The organism is Microbacterium deminutum (assembly GCF_039530205.1).
Taxonomy (GTDB): Bacteria; Actinomycetota; Actinomycetes; order Actinomycetales; family Microbacteriaceae; genus Microbacterium; species Microbacterium deminutum.
Genome location: NZ_BAAAOG010000002.1, coordinates 157,665 through 174,967, shown reverse-complemented (window position 1 = coordinate 174,967; position 17,303 = coordinate 157,665). Strand labels below are relative to the sequence as shown.

The window sequence follows — 17,303 nt, the reverse complement described above, 5'->3', positions numbered from 1 at the left end:
CGCGTCGCCTGGCAACGCAGTGGCAACAATCGAATCAAATCGCAGCCTCGCGCGCTGATCGACCAGAACGTCGACCTGACTGATATCAAGCGAAACCGAGACACCCTGATCAGGGTGTATGACCGATTTGTGGGTTCAAATCCCACCGTCACCGCCAGAGAAACCCCTGATTATCAGGGATTTTTCTCATTCTAAGGGCATCCGTGGCAACGCCAGTGGCAACATTCGATCGCGGAACCGGCCTCTCGCGAAACCACTGTGCCCCGTGGACCGCGGTCTCGATCGAATAGATCTTCCGCCTCAACCTGCGGGATTCCACGAGCTTCTGGTCATGCCGTCGACGGCATGCGCGGCCGACAGCCGGTTGGGACGGCCCCTACCGGGGGCATTCGCACCACCGTAGGTCGGGCGGCCGTCGTCGCGGTGACCGCGTGGCGCTCCACTCCGCCGCGCACGGCTGCGGCTCGAAACATACGAAAGGGTGTACTCAGGACCGGCTTGGACAGTCCGGTCGCAAGGCGCCCGGGGTCCGGCGCCGTCGAGTGACTCGAGGCCGAGGGTCTGGACTCGTTTCGGCGGTCAGGCTGTGGGCAGCTGCAGCGCTCCCGAGCGGAGTGCGGCGATCACTCCGCCGTCGACGAGCAGGTCAGTGCCGGTGATGAACGATGCATCCGGGCCGAGCAGGAACGCGGCAGCATTTGTGATGTCGCTCGGTGTGCCGACGCGCGCGGTCCCGGATGCGCTGATCATCGCGCGCATGGCCACGCCGGACTCGCTGTCCAGCTCCTGCTGGCCCATCGGGGTGGAGATCACGCCCGGGCTGATGCTGTTCACACGGGCACTCCGCTTACCCCACGCGAGGCTCGCAGACTGCACACGTAGCTGGTTGGCACGCTTGGACATGCTGTACGCGGCACCCGGGTTCGGAAGCGCCTCCGGCTGGACGAAGGGCAGGCTGAGCAGGTCGTCCGCAGGCGTGAGGGAGAGGGCTCCTTCAAGTTCGGCCGGTAGCGATCCAGCGGCCATCGATCCGGCCATGCTTGCGATCACGAGACCGGCGCCTCCCGGCGCGATCACGCGGCCGAACTCCTCGAGACTGTAGGCGACGCCTGCCAGGTCGACCCGAAGGATCGCTTCGACGGGCGCCTGCGCCGGCGAGAGGCCGGCTGTATGCGCCACCTGTCGCACGTCGCCCAGCGCCGCCGCGGCGTCTGCCAATGATGCGAGCGACTCGCGTGACGAGACATCGACCTTCTGAGTCGAGACGGCGAAGCCTTCGCCGCGCAGCGCTGATGCGACCCGCTCGAGTGCTTCCTCACTGAAGTCCGCGAGCAGCACCTGCTTTCCGGCACCCAGGCGGCGGGCGATCGACTCGCCCATTCCGCCGACACCGATGACAACGAGAACATCTTCTGACATGACTTACTCCTTCAATACTTGGAACTGGTGACTCACGAGCCGGCGAAGCCGGCCTTCAATGTCTCACGGTCGATCGCGGCGCCTGCGATGTAGACGTCCGCGATCTTCGTGGTGTTGGTGATGTCGTCGAGCGGGTCGGCGTCGAGGACGATGAAGTCTGCGCGCTTGCCGGCTTCGAGTGACCCGCGGTCGTCGAGCCCGAGCATCTGCGCGGGCAGCAGAGTCGCGGCCTTGATTGCGGCGAGCGGGGACGTGCCAGCGGCGACCATGGCGGCAAGCTCTCGGTGCTCGGTGTACCCGGGGAACTGCGCCATCACGCCGGTGTCGCCGGACAGGAGCACCCGCACTCCGGCGTCCACGTAGGTGGAGAGGCTGGATTCGAGGACCTGGTAGCCCGCGGTCATCTGCGTCAGGACGTCGGGTGGCACCTGGGAGAAGATCGTTCGGAAGGTGTCCCGGGATGCCTGGTCGACGGTCTCGGCGAGAGCCGGGTCATCCAGCCAGTCGGCGGCATCCAGGAGTGCTTTCTGGATGCTCATCGACGTGAACACGAAGACGTCGTTCTCTCTCATGAGCGTGAGCAGCTCGTCGTCGGGGCCGGGTTCGCGCACCATGTGGGCGGTTCCGTCGACGCCGGCGCGGACGACGCCCTTGGCGTCGTCGAGCTCGTAGATGTGGGCGATGGCCATCTTCCCGGCCTTGTGTGCTTCGTCGATGATGGCCTCGTACACGTCGGGGCCGAACTTGACCTTGGTTCCGTTGCGGTCGTCGACCCAGAACTTGATCACGTCGGGGTTCTTCGCGGCGATCTCCCGAACGATCTGCCGGGCTTCGTCGGGTGTCGAGGCCTCGCGGATCGCATCGGGGGCGAAGAACGCGCCGCCGTTGCCGCCGCCGGGAGTCGGTGCGGCGATCCCGTTGGATGCCGACAGCAGCAAGGCAAGCTCCGGGTCGTCGAGTGTGCCGCCACGCTGTTCGTCGCGGATTGAGATCTCGATGTCGTCCCGATCGGTGCCCAGTGACTGGAACACGCTGACGCCGTAGTAGACGAACCGGCGCAGGTGGTCCAGCACGTTCTCGCGGGAGAAGTTGGCCGCGTCCGTGTTGGCGCCCTTGAGGTAGCCGGCATGGCCGTGCGGGTTCACGATCGTCGGCATCACGATCTTGCCGGTCAGATCTACGCGCCGCACACCGTCCGCAACCGACACGTCCGCGGTGGGTCCGATCCCGATGATAGTGCCGTTGCTGATGAGGATGCCCGCGTCGTCGATCGGATCGCTGCCGTCACCGATGATGAGGCGCGCACCCGTGAAGAAGGTCGGGTCGTTGTTGGCTGACTGAGTCATCTTCGTGGTTCCTTCGCTGATCACTGGGCCAGGAGGCCGTACTGGTGGGCCTTCTCGCGAACGGCGCCGATTCCGAGGAAGTCGTCGAACCCGATAAGTCCTGGGATGCCGCCGAGTTCCTCCTCGAGGCTGACAGCCGACCCTTCGGTGGCCAGCACGGTGAACACGCGTAGGAGCGCAGCTTTAGCGGCCTGGTGCGACAGTCCGTAGTACAGGACGACGTCGATTCCGAGCTGGGTGAGATCAGCCGCAGACTGGCTGGGGAAGTCGACGCCGAAGATCGGCACTGTGCTCTCGCTCTTCAGACGTGTCTGTGCGGCAAGGTCTGGCGCACCTGCGTAGAACAGGCCGTCGGCGCCGGCCTCTTGATAGGCGAGCAGGCGGTCGACGGCGGCTTCGGGCCCCTCAGTTCCGGGCGAGTCGGTGCGCGCGATGATCAGGAAGTCGTCGGACTCGCGCGCGTCGACGGCGGCTTTGATCTTGTCGATGGCAGCGGTCACAGGAATGATGCGGGGCTGCGCGGTGATGTGCTTGCCGAATTCGTGATCCTCGATGTGGACCGCCGCGGCCCCGGCGCGCTCCAGCGTGCGAACTGTGCGAGCCACGTGCAGCGGGTTTCCCCAGCCGCCCTCTGCGTCGACGATGAGCGGAACACCGGCGACAGGTCCCAATCGGCGGACCTGGTCGGCCATGTCCTCGAGTCCGATGTAGCCGATGTCGGGTACCGCGTACTTCGTCGCACCGGTCGCATAGCTTCCGACGTAGGCCGCTGAGAACCCCACGTCGCGGAGCACGCCAGCCGAGATGCCGTCGTAGATCGATGGCGCGATGAGCGGGTGGTGAGTGGCGATGAGCTGGTTCAGGGTGCTCGACATCGACAGTCCTTCCTTCCTAGCGTGATCCTTCGAACTTATGCGCGTCACGCGCAATAATCCACGTCGCAATGGGTTGCTCGTTGTTACGTGCGGCGCAATAATCGCGTGATGGAGATTCGACACCTTCGCCACTTCCTTGCCGTGGCTGAGACCCTGAACTTCTCGCGTGCGGCCGAAGCGCTGCGGATGTCGGCGCCGCCTTTGAGCCGCAGCATCCAGCAGCTCGAGATCGAGATCGGCGACGCGCTTTTCGTCCGTGGAACGAGGAAGGTCGAACTCACACCGCTGGGACACTCGCTGGTTCCCCACGCAAGTCGAATCCTTCAGAACATGGAGGAGCTGAACCGTGACATGCGCCGGCGGGTGCGCGGTCACGTGGAGGTGAACATCGGGATGAGGTCCGTCCCCCCGGAGCTCACGCGGGCATTGACCGAGGCCGTCCACCACGCCGAGCCGGAAAGCGATGTGCGGCTCGAACCCCTTGACTCGCTCACGCAGCTGGAGCAGATCGTCAGCGGAAAGCTCTCGCTCGGCCTGGTCAACCAAAGACTCCGTGATCGGCGCTTGGAGTACCTGCCCGTTCTCCGAGAGGCGCCCGGGATCGCGCTCCCTGATCAGCCGCGGTTCGCCGACCTCAGTGTGGTGCAGCCTGCGGATCTCGCCGGTCTTCGCCTCCTGATCCAACCCGGCGCCGATCCCACCGCGGAAGCCCTCGAGCCGATCGTCCGATCCGTCCGCGAAGTCGTCCAGGTCAGCTCCGACATCGTCGGAGGGTTGTCGGCCATCATCAGCCAGGGCAGGTCCTGCTGCCTCACCCTCGCGAACCCCACCGCCCCATGGCACAAATACCTCGCCGGAGACGGGGTCATCGTGCGCCCCCTCGCCTTGAAATCAGACTCCGCCATCACCTACCTGTGTTGGAGAGTCGATCGAGACCGACCCGATGACCTCGCGCCGATCCTCCAGGTCGCACGCGAACGATTCGCGACACCGGTCGACCTCTGACTAGAGCAAGGGCTGACCATTGGGCCGCTAACACGGAATATCAAGGCAGAGCAACGCCCGGCTTCCCAGGTGGTGTAAAGGTGCTGCGGGGCAGCGCTTCCGCCATGTGCGATGGATCCGCCCCGCGTGTCATCTGTGACGCGTATGGAGCGGACTCGTTGCTCTCCCGTCACTGATGACGGCTGGTCAGGTTCCCGCCTGCGCGGCTGACGCGCGTTCGAGGCCGTCGAGCAGCAGGTCGAGGCCGAAGTCGAATTCGTGGCCGAAGTTGTAGCCGGGTTGAAGGACGTGCTTCGCGGTCAGCTCGGCGAGGTAGGGGTAGTCGGCCATCGCCAGTCGGGCCAGCATGATCTGAGCCATCGCCGCGGTCTCCTCCTCCGTGGTGAAGGGAAGCGTCTTCTCCTGCATGGCGAAGCCATAGATGTAGCTGTCCAGCGCCGCGAAGGCATGCGCCGTCAACGGAAGTGAGAAACCGGCGTTGCGGAGAGTACCGAGAACGCGGTCGTGGTGTCGCAACGTCGCCGGACCTGGGTTGGTGCCGGAGTCTTTCAGCGATACGGCCCAGGGATGGCGGGTGAGCATCTGACGGAAGGACACGGATCTCTTCCGCAGTGCCGTGCGCCAGTCGTCGCTGTGCGACGGCAGCTCAATCTCGGCGAACACGGCATCGACCATCCCATTGAGGAGATCCTCTTTGTTCGCGATGTGGGTGTAGACCGACATCGCCTCGATGCCGAGCGCCTCCCCGAGGCGACGCATGGTCAATGCGTCAAGCCCGTCTTCGTCCGCGATGCTGATCCCCGCGGCCAGCACTCGATCGCGGCTCAACTGTGTTCTGCGCCCCGCCGGCCGGCGCCCCGCTTTTCGTCGTGTTCCAGCCGGCATATTGACAACCTTACGTTGTAGCGATACTTTCCTTACAACATAAGCATACAACATAAGGAAATGATATGACCAGCACGACGCTCGACAAGACACAGTCCACCTCCAAGGCGTCGCCTTTGGACTTCCGCACGTGGTCGCAGCGCACCGCGAGCCTGGTTGCCGGTTTCGGCCTGGCAGCAATGGCGGTCGTGATGTCAGTCGGATGGTTCGGTCTCATCGTGCCGCTGATCGACCACACCAACGCCGAGGCCACCGCGACGGCGATCACCGCTGCACCTCTCGCGTTCCTGGGCGGAGTGCTGGCCATCGCGATCGTGATCCTCCTGGACTTCGTCGTTGCCGCGGCGTGGTATGCCCTGTTCAAGCCGGTGAACCGGACCCTGTCGGCTATGGCCGCGTGGGTGCGAGTGGTCTACTCGGTGCTGTTCGCGGTCGCCGCCGCGCAGTTGGTGAACGCATTCACGTTGCTCGACGCTCCGGCACGAGCCCTCGCTGCCGTCGAGAGCTACAACCTGATCTGGGTGGCCAGCCTGGGGCTCTTCGGCATCCACCTCCTGCTGATCGCTTACCTGATCGTGCGCGCGGACTTCATCGCCTCCGTGTTCGGTGTCCTCCTGGGAATCGCCGGCCTCTGCTACATCGTCGACGCGATCGGCGTTCTGTTCGGCCTCGGTCTGCCCGTCTTGTTCGGCTCATTCGGGTTCGTCGGAGAAGTCGCCATCATCTTCTGGCTCTTCATCAAGGGCCGCACGCTCACCCGCTGAGCCGTTCCTCAGCTGCCGTCGGTCGACGCCACGGCATCCCCGCATCCCCATCTCTGCGCCAGAGAGCAACCACGTCAATGAACAGACCTTTCGCTGTGACTCAGGCGCGAGCACGCATGAGCGCCATCGTCTCGCGCACCTACGGCCCCACATCCTCGCTGCACATGGAGGATGTCGATCGGCCCACCCCCGATGATCACCAGATCCTGGTCCGCAATAACGATTCGGTGGTCACGAAGGCGATGTGTGAGGCGCGGTCCGGCCGCTCCCTCATTGCCCGGCTGTACTTCGGATTGCGAAAGCCCAAGTGGCCCATCCTCGGCACGAACTTCGCCGCGGAAGTCGCGGAAGTCGGGAACGCGGTGACTGCATTTCGAGTGGGTGTGATCGCGTCTCCGGAATCAACGTCACGGACTTCGCGGCCCACGCCGAGTACGTTCTGGCCTCCGACGCCGGCGTTGTCGTCGCAACGCCCCCCGGTCTCACCGATGACCAGGCTGTCGCCGTCTGCGACGGAGCAATCACCGCGCTGCCGTTTCTCCGCGACGCCGCTCACTTGCGGGCGGGGCAGTCTGTCCTTGTCAATGGCGCCGCCGGGGCGATCGGCAGCGCCGCCGTCCAGTTCGCAAAGCACTATGGCGCGACGGTCACGGCGGTGTGCAGCATCGCCAAGAAGGCCGTGATCATCTTCACAGGACTCGCCAAACCAGCCCAGATGGCAAGCGAGATGACGATCATTGCGGAACTCGCCGCAGCAGGGACACTCGTGCCGGTGACCGGCGCCACCTATCCGATGGACCACTCGGCAGCCGCGTACCAACAGGTCCTTGGCCGAAAAGTCTGCAGCACCGTGATCACCTTCACCTCGCACACCGCGTAGGTTGGCCTCGTCAACCGTGGGTCTCGGATAGTGAGCGACACAGGTTGAAGTCTTGACCCGGATTTGGGCGCCCGCAGGGAGCAGCCGCGGTGGGCTCTCACGCACCGGACTTCGTTGCGGGGCTCGAGCGGGCTCTGAGGTTCTCCGCGCGTTCGTGCTGTCCGTGGTCGTCGTCCCGGTCGCGGTGCACCTCGTCGTCCCCCAGCTGATGCGGATCTACGGCAAGATCCGCACCTTGGATCGCTGAACCCAAGGCGGCCCGCCCTTCCAGCGCGGGGCCGTCTTCGGCGCGTCCCTAGGATGTGCACATGGCGATGCCGGTACTGGCGACCAAGCTCTTCGTGCCGCCGCCGCGCTCCCACGCACTATCCCGACCCCGCCTCATCCAGAAGCTCAACGAGGGGGTCGACGCCGGGCACACGCTCACGCTCATCTCCGCACCCGCCGGATTCGGCAAGACCACGGTGCTCAGCGAGTGGGTCGCGGCACGCCGACGAGCCGACCCCGACCTCAGAGTCGGATGGGTCTCCCTTGATGACAGCGACAACGACCCCGTCCGATTCCTCTCCTACCTGGTCGCGGCCTATACCGCAGACAACGACGAAGCAGGTCCCGCTCTCAACGACCCCACCAGGTCAGCTGAATCCACGCTGACGTCGCTGGTCAACGACGCCGCGCAGACTGAGGGCCGAATAATGCTGGTGCTGGATGATTTCCAGCTGATCGAAGACGCATCGGTTCGCGACGCGATCACCTTCCTCCTCGACCATGCGCCACCCAATCTGCACCTGACGATCGCAAGCCGATCAGACCCCTTGCTGCCGGTGGCGCGGCTGCGAGCCCGTGACCAGCTCACCGCACTGCGCGCAGCCGACCTGCGATTCACCCCGGACGAGGCGGCACAGTTCCTCACGCACGCCACAGGGATGGCCCTCTCCCCGGAAGACCTCAGCGCGCTCGAGGCTCGAACCGAAGGATGGATCGCCGGACTCCAACTCGCCGCCCTGTCCTTGCGCGAGCGACCCGACCCCTCCGAATTCGTCTCCGCCTTCACCGGCAGCAACCGCTACGTCATCGACTACCTCATCGAGGAGGTCCTCGAACGCGCCCCGTTGCATGTCCGCGAGTTCCTCTGCCAGACCGCCGTCCTGGATCGCCTATCCGGACCGCTCTGCGATGCGGTCACCGGCGACGCGGACGGGGTCGAGATGCTCGCCGCCCTCGAACGCGCCAACCTGTTCGTCGTTCCGCTCGATGACCAGCGGCAGTGGTACCGATACCACCACCTCTTCGCCGACGTCCTGAAAGTCCGGCTCCTGGGCCACGGCATCGCACACGTGAACGCCCTGCACTCCCGGGCCAGTGAGTGGTTCGAACGCAACGGTTCGCCTGAGGAAGCCGTGCGCCACGCCCTCGCCGGCTCAGACTTCTCACGAGCGGCGAGGCTGATCGAGTCGACGATTCCGAGTGTACGCAAGAGTCGCCAGGATGCCACCCTGCTGGCCTGGCTTGGCATGCTGCCGCAATCTGTGATCGACGCCCGGCCCGTGCTGCGTGTGTTCGCTGCGTGGGCCGCTCTGGTCTCGGGTGATCTCACAGCGGTCGAACCGCAGCTCGCCGCTGCCGAAGTACTGCTCACGTCGGCGGAGGGAGTGGCGCACGAGTCTGATCCCGGAGGGGAGCTCGACTCCCTCCCCGTGACGATCGCGCTCTACCGTGGTGCGCTGGCGATGGCTGCCGGCGATACGGCGGCGATCGCCGCCCATGCGCAGCATGCGTTGGATGTCGCGGCGTTCGACGACTATCTCGGCCGGGGTGCGGCCGCCGGTATGTTGGGCCTGGCCGCATGGGCGCGCGGGGATCTCGAGTCCGGCACGCGCGCTTTCCGCGAATCGGCCGGCAATCTGCGCCATGCGGGCAACTTTCTCGATGCGCTCAGCACCACGATGGTCGTCGCGGACATGCTGCTCGCGCTGGGACGGATCACGGAGGCCCGGTCGGGCTACGAGCTCGCGTTAGCTGAGGCGGACGGCAACCCACCCGCTGCCGACCTGCACGCCGGTCTCAGCGAAGTGCTCCGCCAGCGCAACGATCTGGAGGCGGCCGCACGACACCTGGCCGCGGCCGAGGCACTGGGTCCTGGTTCGTTCTCGCACGAACACCGATACCGCTGGGCGCTCGGCAGCGCCGGGCTCGCGCAATCCGACGGCGATCTCGATGCTGCGCTCGACCTGCTGGCCACGGCCGATACGCAATACCGACGCGGATTCTTTCCCGAGGCGCGCCCCATCGGCGGCCTGAAGGCGAGGATCTGGATCATCCAAGGACGCCTCGCGGATGCTCGGCGATGGGTCACCGACCAAGGGTTGAGTAGCTCCGACGAGCCCGCCTATCTGAGCGAGTTCGGTCACATCACCCTCGCACGGCTCCTGATCGCTACAGGCGAGGACGAGTCCGTCGACGAAGCCGTGGCGCTGCTCACTCGCCTCGCCGACGCCGCCGAAGCAGGCGGCCGCGTCGGCAGCCTCGTCGAGATAGCGGTGCTGCAGGCTCTCGCCCAGCAGGCTCGAGGACAGACCGCCGCCGGCCTGATCTCCTTGGACCGCGCGCTGACACTTGCCGAACCGGAAGGTCACGTCCGGGTCTTCCTCGACGAAGGCTCACCCATGCTGCAGTTGCTGAGAGCCGCCGCGGGAGCGGGCATGCGGCCGGACTTCGTGCGGAAGCTGAGCCAGTTGTTGAGGAACGCCGGCGAGATCGCCGCCGTCACACCCCTACCTGATCCGCTCAGCGACCGGGAGCTCGGCGTGCTCCGGCTGCTCGGGACGAAGCTGACCGGGCCCGAGATCGCCCGCGAGCTTCATGTCTCACTGAACACCATGCGCACCCACACCAAGCACATCTTCCTCAAGCTGGATGTCAACGACCGCGCCTCAGCCGTTCGCCGAGCGGAGGCACTCGGACTCATCTGACCGACAAATCACCATGCGCACCGCCCACGTGATGATGTCGCGTCACCACCTTCCTTCGTAACTTCAGGACGTCCGCCAGCGACCAGCCCGGACATCCTCAGCATCGAAGGAAACGCCATGAGCATCACCACGACCACCCTCACCCGCGGTGCCGCACTCGCCGCAGCCCTCGCGGGCCTCGCGTACGTCCTTATCCAGTTCATCCACCCGGCCGATGTCATCGGGTCCCTTTCCACCCAGGCGTGGGTGAAGGTCCACATCCTCAGCTTCGCCGAAGCGGTCCTCGCCCTCATCGGCGTGACCGGCCTCTACCTGTTCCAAGTGCGCAGGGTCGGCATCCTCGCGCTCAGCGGATACCTGATGTTCGGGTTCTTCTTCATCCTCCAGGCAGCATTCAACTTCGCTGAAGCACTCATCGCACCCCTGATCGCGGTCAGCGCACCCCAGCTCGCGGTCGACTTCGTCGGCCTCTTCGGCCGCTACCCGTCACAGACCGACCTCGGCGCTCTCGGAGCACTGCCGCTCGTCGGCGCCATCCTGTACGTCGGCGGCGCCCTCCTGATCGGCATCGCCATCATCCGTGCCCGCATGCTGTCCCGCGGCGCAGCGATCCTCCTCATCGTCGCCGCCGCCGTCACCCCGCTTGCCGCGCTGCTGCCGCACACCCTCGAGCGCATGGCGGCTGTCCCCATGGGCCTCGCCCTGGCCTGGCTCGGCTACTCCCTCTGGATGAACAGCGGCACGAACACGTCACCTTTGACCCCGACGGACTCCGAACGGATCGCGGCGAACTGACTCCGGCTCCCCGACCAGGCATCACGGCGATGACCCACCCACCAGCCCCGGGTGACGCCGAAGCCGACCGGTACGAGATTCGCGTGAACGGGCGTCTTGATCGGCGCTGGAGCGACTGGTTCGGTGGGTTCACCCTCATCAACCAGAGCGACGGAACCACCACCCTCATCGGTTCAGTGGTCGACCAAGCAGCCCTGCACGGCCTCCTCAGACGCGTCGGAGACCTCGGCGTCACCCTGATCTCCCTCAACATCACGAACGAGACCAAGGAGCCGCACCATGAGCAAGTCACCGAGTAGGCGGGCACTGTGACTGCCGTCGGTACACGGATGCCTGCGACACGATCTCGAGTCCCGTGGCTGGCACCGACCGGCCTCATCCTCCTCGCACTCATCCCTCTCCTCGCCGGAGGGATGCGACTGACCGAACTGGCCGGGAACCCCACCCCGACGCCCGCGAACGCGCGCTTTCTGGATTCACCCGCTCCGGTCCTCATCCACATCGTGAGCGTCACGGTCTTCAGCCTGCTCGGCGCCTTCCAGTTCGTGCCGGGACTGCGGCGCGGCGGAGCACGTTGGCACCGGATGGCGGGACGCATCCTCATCCCGGCGGCCCTGCTCACCGCGCTCTCCGGATTGTGGATGGCCGCCTTCTACCCCCACCCCGCCGGCGACGGACCCGTCCTGCTGATCCTGCGCCTCGTGTTCGGAACCGCGATGATCGCCTGCATCGTCCTCGCCATCCGCGGGATCGCCCAACGCCGCTTCTTCTCACATGGCGCGTGGATGACGCGGGCCTACGCGATCGGGATGGGCGCCGGCACCCAGGCCATCGTGCTCATTCCCGGATCGCTCATCTTCGGCTCCACGCACGAGCTCTCACGCACCGTCCTGATGGGCGCGGCATGGGTCATCAACCTCACCGTCGCCGAACTGGTCATTCGCGGACGCACTCGTCGCCGCGTCCGTCCCCCAACGCAATATGAGCGATCACCAGAAATGACAACGACAACCTTCCCCCGCGTCAGACGCGGCACGCCTTGACGGCACGCTGGACCTGCGCCTGCCCCGATGGATTTGGCTCGTGAAGCTGATTCTCGCGATCCCGCACGTGTTAGTCCTCGCCACGCTGTGGATCCCGTTCATCCTCACCAGCCACTTCGCCGGGATCACCATCCTTGCGACGGGCCGCTACCCACGCCGGCTCTTCGACTTCAACGTCGGCATCCTCCGCAGGAACTGGCGAGTCGGCTTCTGCGTCTACGCCGCGCTCGGCACCGACAGATACCCGCGGTTCAGCCTCGCCCCCGGGGCGGACTATCCGGCGCACTTCGAGGTGACCTACGACGCCCGCCCCTCCCGGGGGCTGGTGCCGCTGAAGTGGCTGATCGCCGTGCTGTCGCTCTCGTATTCACGCTGCTTGCCGTCACCAGCATCCGCAACCGCGTCCAGTAGCTCAGCCCGCAACGTGCATCTGCGTCAGGGGATACCGCACTCCGGTGAGCTCTTCCGGGGCCGACCAGAGCCGCGCCGCGATGACCGGGTCGGCGGCCTGGGTGGAACGGCCGACGAGACCCGGCGGTCCGGTCATCTCGCCGCGACCGCTCGGGCCGGCGTAGCTGCCAGCGGCCACGTCCGCTGTCGCGGCAAACAGGGTGGGCGTCGCCCCCATCACGGCATCCTGAGCGAAAAGTTGCACCACCACGTTGGCGAAGGACATCATGACAGGACTCTCTGAGCTGGACATCAGGTTCGTCGCCGTCATCCCGGGCTGAGCCGCGGTCGCGATGACATGTGACCCGGACCGCTCGAGGCGGCGTTGCAACTCCGCGGTGAACAGCGGGTTCGCGAGCTCGGACTGCTCGTACCCGCCGGATCCTCGACCGTAGCGCCGGCTGTGCCAGTTGAGATCGTCGAAGTCGATCGTGCCGGAGCGGTGGGCACTGCTGGCGACAGTCACGATCCGTTCCAGCGTGGCCGCGGCATCCCGGCCTCGACTCTGATCACGGACAGCGGAGACGACGTGGGCGCCTCTCGCGGCGAATACCCGGGCGGCTTCCAAGCCAATGCCGCTGTTGGCACCGGTGACGATGACGGTCTTGCCGGTCAGCGAGGGTACGCGGTCTGTTGTCCAGTCCGGCCCAGGGGTCGCACGCGCCCCGGATCGCGTGGCCGGCCGTGCGCGAAGCCGGCGCTGAGTGCCTAACGGTTGGGGTCTGGGCAAGCATGATCAGGGCCGCGTCCCCGGCTCGAGGACTGTGATGACCACTGTTCCGCGCGCATGACCGCTCCGGACGTGCGCGAGTGCGTCGGCGGCCTGTGGCAGCGGGAAGGTGAGATCGACGAGCGGTGTCACCCTGCCGTCCTCGATGAGATCCTTCAGGACGAGCAGGTCTTGTCGGTTCGTGAACTTGATGGATGGCGGGGCCTGCCGGCCCGTGAACTTAGAGATTACGGCTGTCTTGATGACGGTGCCGAGGGTGCCGAACAAGCGGCCGCCGGATGTTCCGTTGTTCGATTGCAGAACGCCCCGCTCGGTGAGCACGCTTCGGGTCCGAGCTAGGGAGTGGTTTGCGACGTTGTCGAGGATGAAGTCGTAGCGCTGTCCACCCAGGGTGAAGTCCTCTTTGGTGTAGTCGATCACGTGGTCGGCGCCCAGCGACCGCACGGTCTCGACATTGCCGGGGCCGCACACGGCCGTCACCTCGGCACCGAACGCTGCGGCGATCTGGACGGCGTAGGACCCGAGGCCGCCGGATGCTCCGTTGATCAGCACTTCCGCCCCGAAGACTGCGCGGTCGCGCAGAAGTTGGAGGGCCGTCGTGGCCGACACCCCCACCGCGGCAGCCTGCTCGAAGGTGAGGTTTGCGGGCTTGGGCAGGAAGTGGTCCTCTGCGCCGGAGGCGTATTCTGCGAACGCGCCGGTGCACCAGCCGAACACCTCGTCGCCGATCCGCAGTCGGGTGACGGTCTCGCCGACCGCCACGACGGTTCCGGCGACGTCCGTTCCCGGAACCGGGGTTTTCGGTTTGCGAAGACCGGTGGCGAAGCGGGCGATGATCGGGTCGCCTTCGATTGCGACCAGGTCGCCTACGTGGATGGATGCGGCATGCACCCGAACCACGACCTCGTCGACCCCGGGGACCGGCACAGGGACTTCCTCAAGTCCGAGCACGTCGCCTGCGGGACCGTACTCATCCTGGACGATGGCCAGCATGGTCTTCGGCATGATCGCGTGGCGGCCCGCGTTGGCAGTGGTTCCGGGTGTTGGGGTGGTTGTCATTTCTTCAGCTCTTCTCGTATGGATACGCAGTTGGGGTGGCGAGGGCGGTGCACGAGGTGGAATCAGGCGGTCGCAAGTCGTACGGCGGCCGGGCCGGCGTACGCCTCGGGTCGGAATCCCTTGATCAGGAGATAGAGGGGCAAGGCGAGTTCGAAGAAGAACCCGGGCATCGTGAGGTAGAGGCCGATATGCACCCCGAACAGTTCCGCGATGGTACCCAGCACATGGCAGGGGTATCCGACCAGTCCGGCGACGGCGATCCATCGGGGAACCAGGCGGGTTCGGAACAGGATGACGCAGAGGACGGTCGCTCCGACGCCGAGGGTCATCTGTCCGACCTGGTAGGCCGTCTCGTTCAGCTCGACCAGGATCGTCGCGAGAGTCGTCGCGCCGGCGTCCGCTGCCATCTGGCTGAGCGGCACCAGCAGGAAGATCGCGAGTACGCCGATGCTCAAGAACACGACCTGGACGATCAAAGCCGCGAAGTAGGTGAGCGCGGCACGCTTGCTGTGCCGTTCCAGAATCGGGAAGAACAGCACCGCTTTGGCAATGTCCACTGCGGTGTTCAGCAGCATCAGGAACGCCCCCAGGGCAAGAAGCATCCGGAGCGGTGCGAGAGCGTCGAGGAAATAGGGGCCGGCCACGAGCGATGTCACCAACGACGAGCCGGCGCCGTAGACGACGAAGCCCGCCAGGAACAGGGCCCCGATGATTCGCGATTGCCGCATGCGGGACTTGTCGACTCCGTCCAAGAGTCGTTCCGCCGGCCGGGAGCCGGCGACCGACGTGCGGGGGAGAGATGAAGTAGCCATCGGCCGTCCTCGATCCTTGAGAGTGGTGGGTTAATCGAAGCCTGCTCGGCCGGCGCCTCCTCTCGATTCCGGGGCAGCACGTAGCCGATACTGAGAAACCGCCGCGCCGGCAGCAGGGGCCCATCAGACGTCCACTGCTACGTACCCGCTCGGTGTTCACCGCGATGCTCGGAGAGCTCTTGGCGAGGAGCGTGGGAGGCATGACGTGCTTCCTGGTAGAGATCCCCTTGTCGGGGCGAGACGGCGTCGACCGGGCGATACGCACCCTCCGGACCGCGCAGGTGCGGCTATCGGCGAGCGAGAGGGCGACTCGACTGCTGATAGCGGAGCGGATCACGGGTGATGATCGCCTCGTCTGCGTGATCGAAGCACCGACCGCCGACGACGTGAGGGACCTCGTTGCGCTGGCCTTCCTGCCCGCGGAACGGGTACGCGAGGTCTCTGCCGTCGACCTATCGGCCAGGCAGGACCCAGTCGGCGATCTTGGTTCTGGAATTGAGCCCTAGTTTGTTGAGGATGTTGTAGATGTGGGTCTCCACAGTGCGCTCGGAGACGAAGAGCCGGTTGGCGATCTCCTTGTTGCTCAGCCCTGTCGCCGCCAAGTCGGCGACCTGACGCTCTCGCCTGCTGAGCGGATTCGCGTCGGAGGGCGCCGCGTCAGACGGGCGAACGAGGTCGGCACCAAGTGCGAGCGCCACGGCGGCATCGTGGTCAAGGTGCGCACCCGCGCTGCGTTCTCGTTCGTACCATTCCCGGCCAAGCCGGGTCGTCGCGAGGGATGCGGCTTGTTCAACCATCGGCCGGATGAAGGGGCTGATCTCGTACCCGCCTTCCGCACGCAGCATGTCGGTGGCGCCTAGAAGCCTCGCCGAGTGTGCCGCCTGGCCAGCCATCGCGGCGTTCGCCGCCATCGCCTGCAGTCGCATCACCAGGCCGGGGCGGTCGTCGATGGTGAGGGTGGCACGCAGCGCGTCGATCAGGGATGATTCCGCCGCGATGTGGTCGCCGAGCATCATCGAACCCACCCCGGCGCTGGTCAGGTGCGTGCTCAGCATGTAAATCTCGTGGACACGTCGGCAGCGCTCCGCCGCAGCGAGTCCGACGTCGCGCATGCGCACGAAGTCCCCATCCAGCGAAGCGATCAACGCCTCGGCCTGCGCGGCAGCCGCGTAGGCGATGTCGCCGTCGAGCATGTCCGCGAGGGTCGATGCCTCATCCGACCAGCGTCGAGCCGCGGAAATGTCGCCGTGCAGGACGTGCAACGCGGCGTACGTCGCGAGGATTCGCACGCGCAGCACATCGCCTGTGCCGCGCGTCAGTTGGACTGCCTCGGCGGCCGCCTGCAGCCCCGCGGTCTGGTCGCCCTGCGCCACTGCGAGGTAGCTTCGAACGAACAGTGCGCGCGCACGAGCGATCGTGTCGCCGCCGTCGCGCTCGAGCAGCGCTTCGATCCAGTGGACGCCCTCGCTGAGTGCCCGGTTCGTCCAGAACCGCCCAAAACCCGCGGCCATTTCCAGGCCGGTCTGGACGTTGCTCGGGTCTGCCAGGCAATATCGGAGTGCAGCGCGGATGTTGTCCGCCTCCACGTCCAGTGCCTCGAGATTCCCAAGCGTCGTCTCGTCATCCGCGACCCGCCCGTGGGAGTCGGCACGACCGCACAACTCCGCAAAGAAGGACAGATGCGCGCGCCGAATGACCGCCTCCTCCTCTGCATTGCGGAGTTGGATCAGAGCGAACTCGCGCGTCGTCTCATGCAGACGGTAGCGAGCCTCGCTGCCCGGGCGCTCGACATTCACGAAGGACCGATCAACCAGCGCACCGAGAGCCGTCAGCACGTCGAGGGTAGACGACTCCCCGCCGCACACACGCTCGGCTGCCCTGAGTGTGAACGATGCGGGGAAAGCCGCCAGGCGCCGCAACACCGTCTTCTCCTCGGGGTCGAGGAGATCGTGGCTCCAGGCGATGGTCGCCTCGAGAGTCTGGTGGCGAGCCGGTGCTGCCCGACTCGCGAATTCTCAACGCGGAGCAACCCCTGGAAGGCCACGAAATGCCTCTGAAGAAGGCTTCAATTCCCGCCGTCACCGCCATCTTGGAAGCCCCGAGATCCTTTGTAACACTGGGATCGCGGGGCTTCTGCTTTGCCCCGTAAACGGGCCAGCCTGCCGGCGTTTGCGTAGCCGTTCAGGTCGCCGTCCGCGGCGATCGACTCGGCACCCAGGATCGGCCCCATGCCGGGTATGGACTCGATCATCTCTGCCTGCGGGTGTA

17 protein-coding genes and 1 pseudogene are annotated in these 17,303 nt (G+C 65.9%); 7 read left to right on the top strand and 11 right to left on the bottom strand.

Annotation, left to right across the window (positions count from 1 at the left end):
* Nucleotides 1-579: 579 nt before the first annotated feature.
* Genes ABD212_RS07110 through ABD212_RS07100 form a run of 3 tightly spaced genes read right to left on the bottom strand, consistent with a single transcriptional unit; the run spans nucleotide 580 to nucleotide 3,640 of the window.
* Nucleotides 580-1,419 carry an SDR family oxidoreductase gene (locus ABD212_RS07110; protein ID WP_344092799.1) on the bottom strand — a complete coding sequence of 280 codons (840 nt, stop codon included), beginning with the start codon at nucleotides 1,417-1,419 and terminating at the stop codon, nucleotides 580-582.
* 32 nt (nucleotides 1,420-1,451) lie between these two features.
* Nucleotides 1,452-2,765, bottom strand: a complete 1,314-nt coding sequence (locus ABD212_RS07105; protein WP_344092797.1) for an amidohydrolase family protein — start codon at nucleotides 2,763-2,765, stop codon at nucleotides 1,452-1,454.
* A gap of 20 nt (nucleotides 2,766-2,785) precedes the next feature.
* Complete coding sequence (locus ABD212_RS07100) at nucleotides 2,786-3,640, bottom strand: isocitrate lyase/PEP mutase family protein (RefSeq protein WP_344092795.1); 855 nt, start codon at nucleotides 3,638-3,640, stop codon at nucleotides 2,786-2,788.
* Between the two features lie 108 nt (nucleotides 3,641-3,748).
* Between ABD212_RS07100 and ABD212_RS07095 the strand changes: the two genes are divergently transcribed.
* Complete coding sequence (locus tag ABD212_RS07095; RefSeq protein WP_344092793.1) at nucleotides 3,749-4,645, top strand: LysR family transcriptional regulator; 897 nt, start codon at nucleotides 3,749-3,751, stop codon at nucleotides 4,643-4,645.
* Nucleotides 4,646-4,831: 186 nt separating this feature from the next.
* Here the strand turns inward: ABD212_RS07095 and ABD212_RS07090 are convergent, their stop codons facing one another.
* Complete coding sequence (locus ABD212_RS07090; protein ID WP_344092791.1) at nucleotides 4,832-5,584, bottom strand: TetR/AcrR family transcriptional regulator C-terminal domain-containing protein; 753 nt, start codon at nucleotides 5,582-5,584, stop codon at nucleotides 4,832-4,834.
* A gap of 11 nt (nucleotides 5,585-5,595) precedes the next feature.
* Between ABD212_RS07090 and ABD212_RS07085 the strand changes: the two genes are divergently transcribed.
* On the top strand, nucleotides 5,596-6,294 hold the full coding sequence (locus tag ABD212_RS07085; RefSeq protein ID WP_344092788.1) for a DUF4386 domain-containing protein: 699 nt from the start codon (nucleotides 5,596-5,598) through the stop codon (nucleotides 6,292-6,294).
* A gap of 196 nt (nucleotides 6,295-6,490) precedes the next feature.
* Here ABD212_RS07085 and ABD212_RS07080 read toward each other — a convergent pair whose 3' ends face one another.
* Nucleotides 6,491-6,928: a hypothetical protein gene (locus tag ABD212_RS07080; RefSeq protein ID WP_344092786.1), complete on the bottom strand. Its 438-nt coding sequence runs from the start codon at nucleotides 6,926-6,928 to the stop codon at nucleotides 6,491-6,493.
* Nucleotides 6,929-6,949: 21 nt separating this feature from the next.
* On the opposite strand from ABD212_RS07080, the gene ABD212_RS07075 reads away from it, so the two are divergent.
* The 5 genes from ABD212_RS07075 to ABD212_RS07055 all read left to right on the top strand — a co-directional run bounded on the left by ABD212_RS07075 (nucleotide 6,950) and on the right by ABD212_RS07055 (nucleotide 11,984).
* Nucleotides 6,950-7,174, top strand: a complete 225-nt coding sequence (locus tag ABD212_RS07075) for a hypothetical protein (protein ID WP_344092784.1) — start codon at nucleotides 6,950-6,952, stop codon at nucleotides 7,172-7,174.
* 308 nt (nucleotides 7,175-7,482) lie between these two features.
* Nucleotides 7,483-10,146 (top strand): winged helix-turn-helix domain-containing protein, encoded by a 2,664-nt coding sequence (locus ABD212_RS07070; RefSeq protein WP_344092782.1) that lies wholly within the window; start codon nucleotides 7,483-7,485, stop codon nucleotides 10,144-10,146.
* 117 nt (nucleotides 10,147-10,263) lie between these two features.
* The gene (locus tag ABD212_RS07065; protein WP_344092780.1) at nucleotides 10,264-10,941 is read left to right on the top strand and encodes a hypothetical protein; all 678 of its coding nucleotides are present in this window, start codon (nucleotides 10,264-10,266) and stop codon (nucleotides 10,939-10,941) included.
* 29 nt (nucleotides 10,942-10,970) lie between these two features.
* A complete protein-coding gene (locus ABD212_RS07060; RefSeq protein WP_344092778.1) occupies nucleotides 10,971-11,240 on the top strand; it encodes a hypothetical protein in 270 nt (89 codons plus the stop codon).
* Between the two features lie 9 nt (nucleotides 11,241-11,249).
* Nucleotides 11,250-11,984: a DUF2306 domain-containing protein gene (locus tag ABD212_RS07055; RefSeq protein ID WP_344092776.1), complete on the top strand. Its 735-nt coding sequence runs from the start codon at nucleotides 11,250-11,252 to the stop codon at nucleotides 11,982-11,984.
* A 412-nt stretch (nucleotides 11,985-12,396) separates the two neighbouring features.
* Here the strand turns inward: ABD212_RS07055 and ABD212_RS07050 are convergent, their stop codons facing one another.
* The 6 genes and pseudogenes from ABD212_RS07050 to ABD212_RS19000 all read right to left on the bottom strand — a co-directional run bounded on the left by ABD212_RS07050 (nucleotide 12,397) and on the right by ABD212_RS19000 (nucleotide 17,286).
* A complete protein-coding gene (locus tag ABD212_RS07050; RefSeq protein WP_344094155.1) occupies nucleotides 12,397-12,900 on the bottom strand; it encodes an SDR family NAD(P)-dependent oxidoreductase in 504 nt (167 codons plus the stop codon).
* Nucleotides 12,901-12,912: 12 nt separating this feature from the next.
* Nucleotides 12,913-13,164 (bottom strand): annotated as a pseudogene (locus ABD212_RS07045) (SDR family NAD(P)-dependent oxidoreductase); the annotation flags it as partial.
* A gap of 6 nt (nucleotides 13,165-13,170) precedes the next feature.
* Nucleotides 13,171-14,223: an NAD(P)-dependent alcohol dehydrogenase gene (locus tag ABD212_RS07040; protein ID WP_344092774.1), complete on the bottom strand. Its 1,053-nt coding sequence runs from the start codon at nucleotides 14,221-14,223 to the stop codon at nucleotides 13,171-13,173.
* Between the two features lie 62 nt (nucleotides 14,224-14,285).
* The gene (locus ABD212_RS07035) at nucleotides 14,286-14,951 is read right to left on the bottom strand and encodes a DUF4386 domain-containing protein (protein ID WP_344092772.1); all 666 of its coding nucleotides are present in this window, start codon (nucleotides 14,949-14,951) and stop codon (nucleotides 14,286-14,288) included.
* Between the two features lie 536 nt (nucleotides 14,952-15,487).
* A complete protein-coding gene (locus ABD212_RS07030; protein WP_486341487.1) occupies nucleotides 15,488-16,999 on the bottom strand; it encodes a LuxR C-terminal-related transcriptional regulator in 1,512 nt (503 codons plus the stop codon).
* Nucleotides 17,000-17,100: 101 nt separating this feature from the next.
* Nucleotides 17,101-17,286 carry a transposase gene (locus tag ABD212_RS19000; RefSeq protein ID WP_425561248.1) on the bottom strand — a complete coding sequence of 62 codons (186 nt, stop codon included), beginning with the start codon at nucleotides 17,284-17,286 and terminating at the stop codon, nucleotides 17,101-17,103.
* Nucleotides 17,287-17,303: the final 17 nt, after the last annotated feature.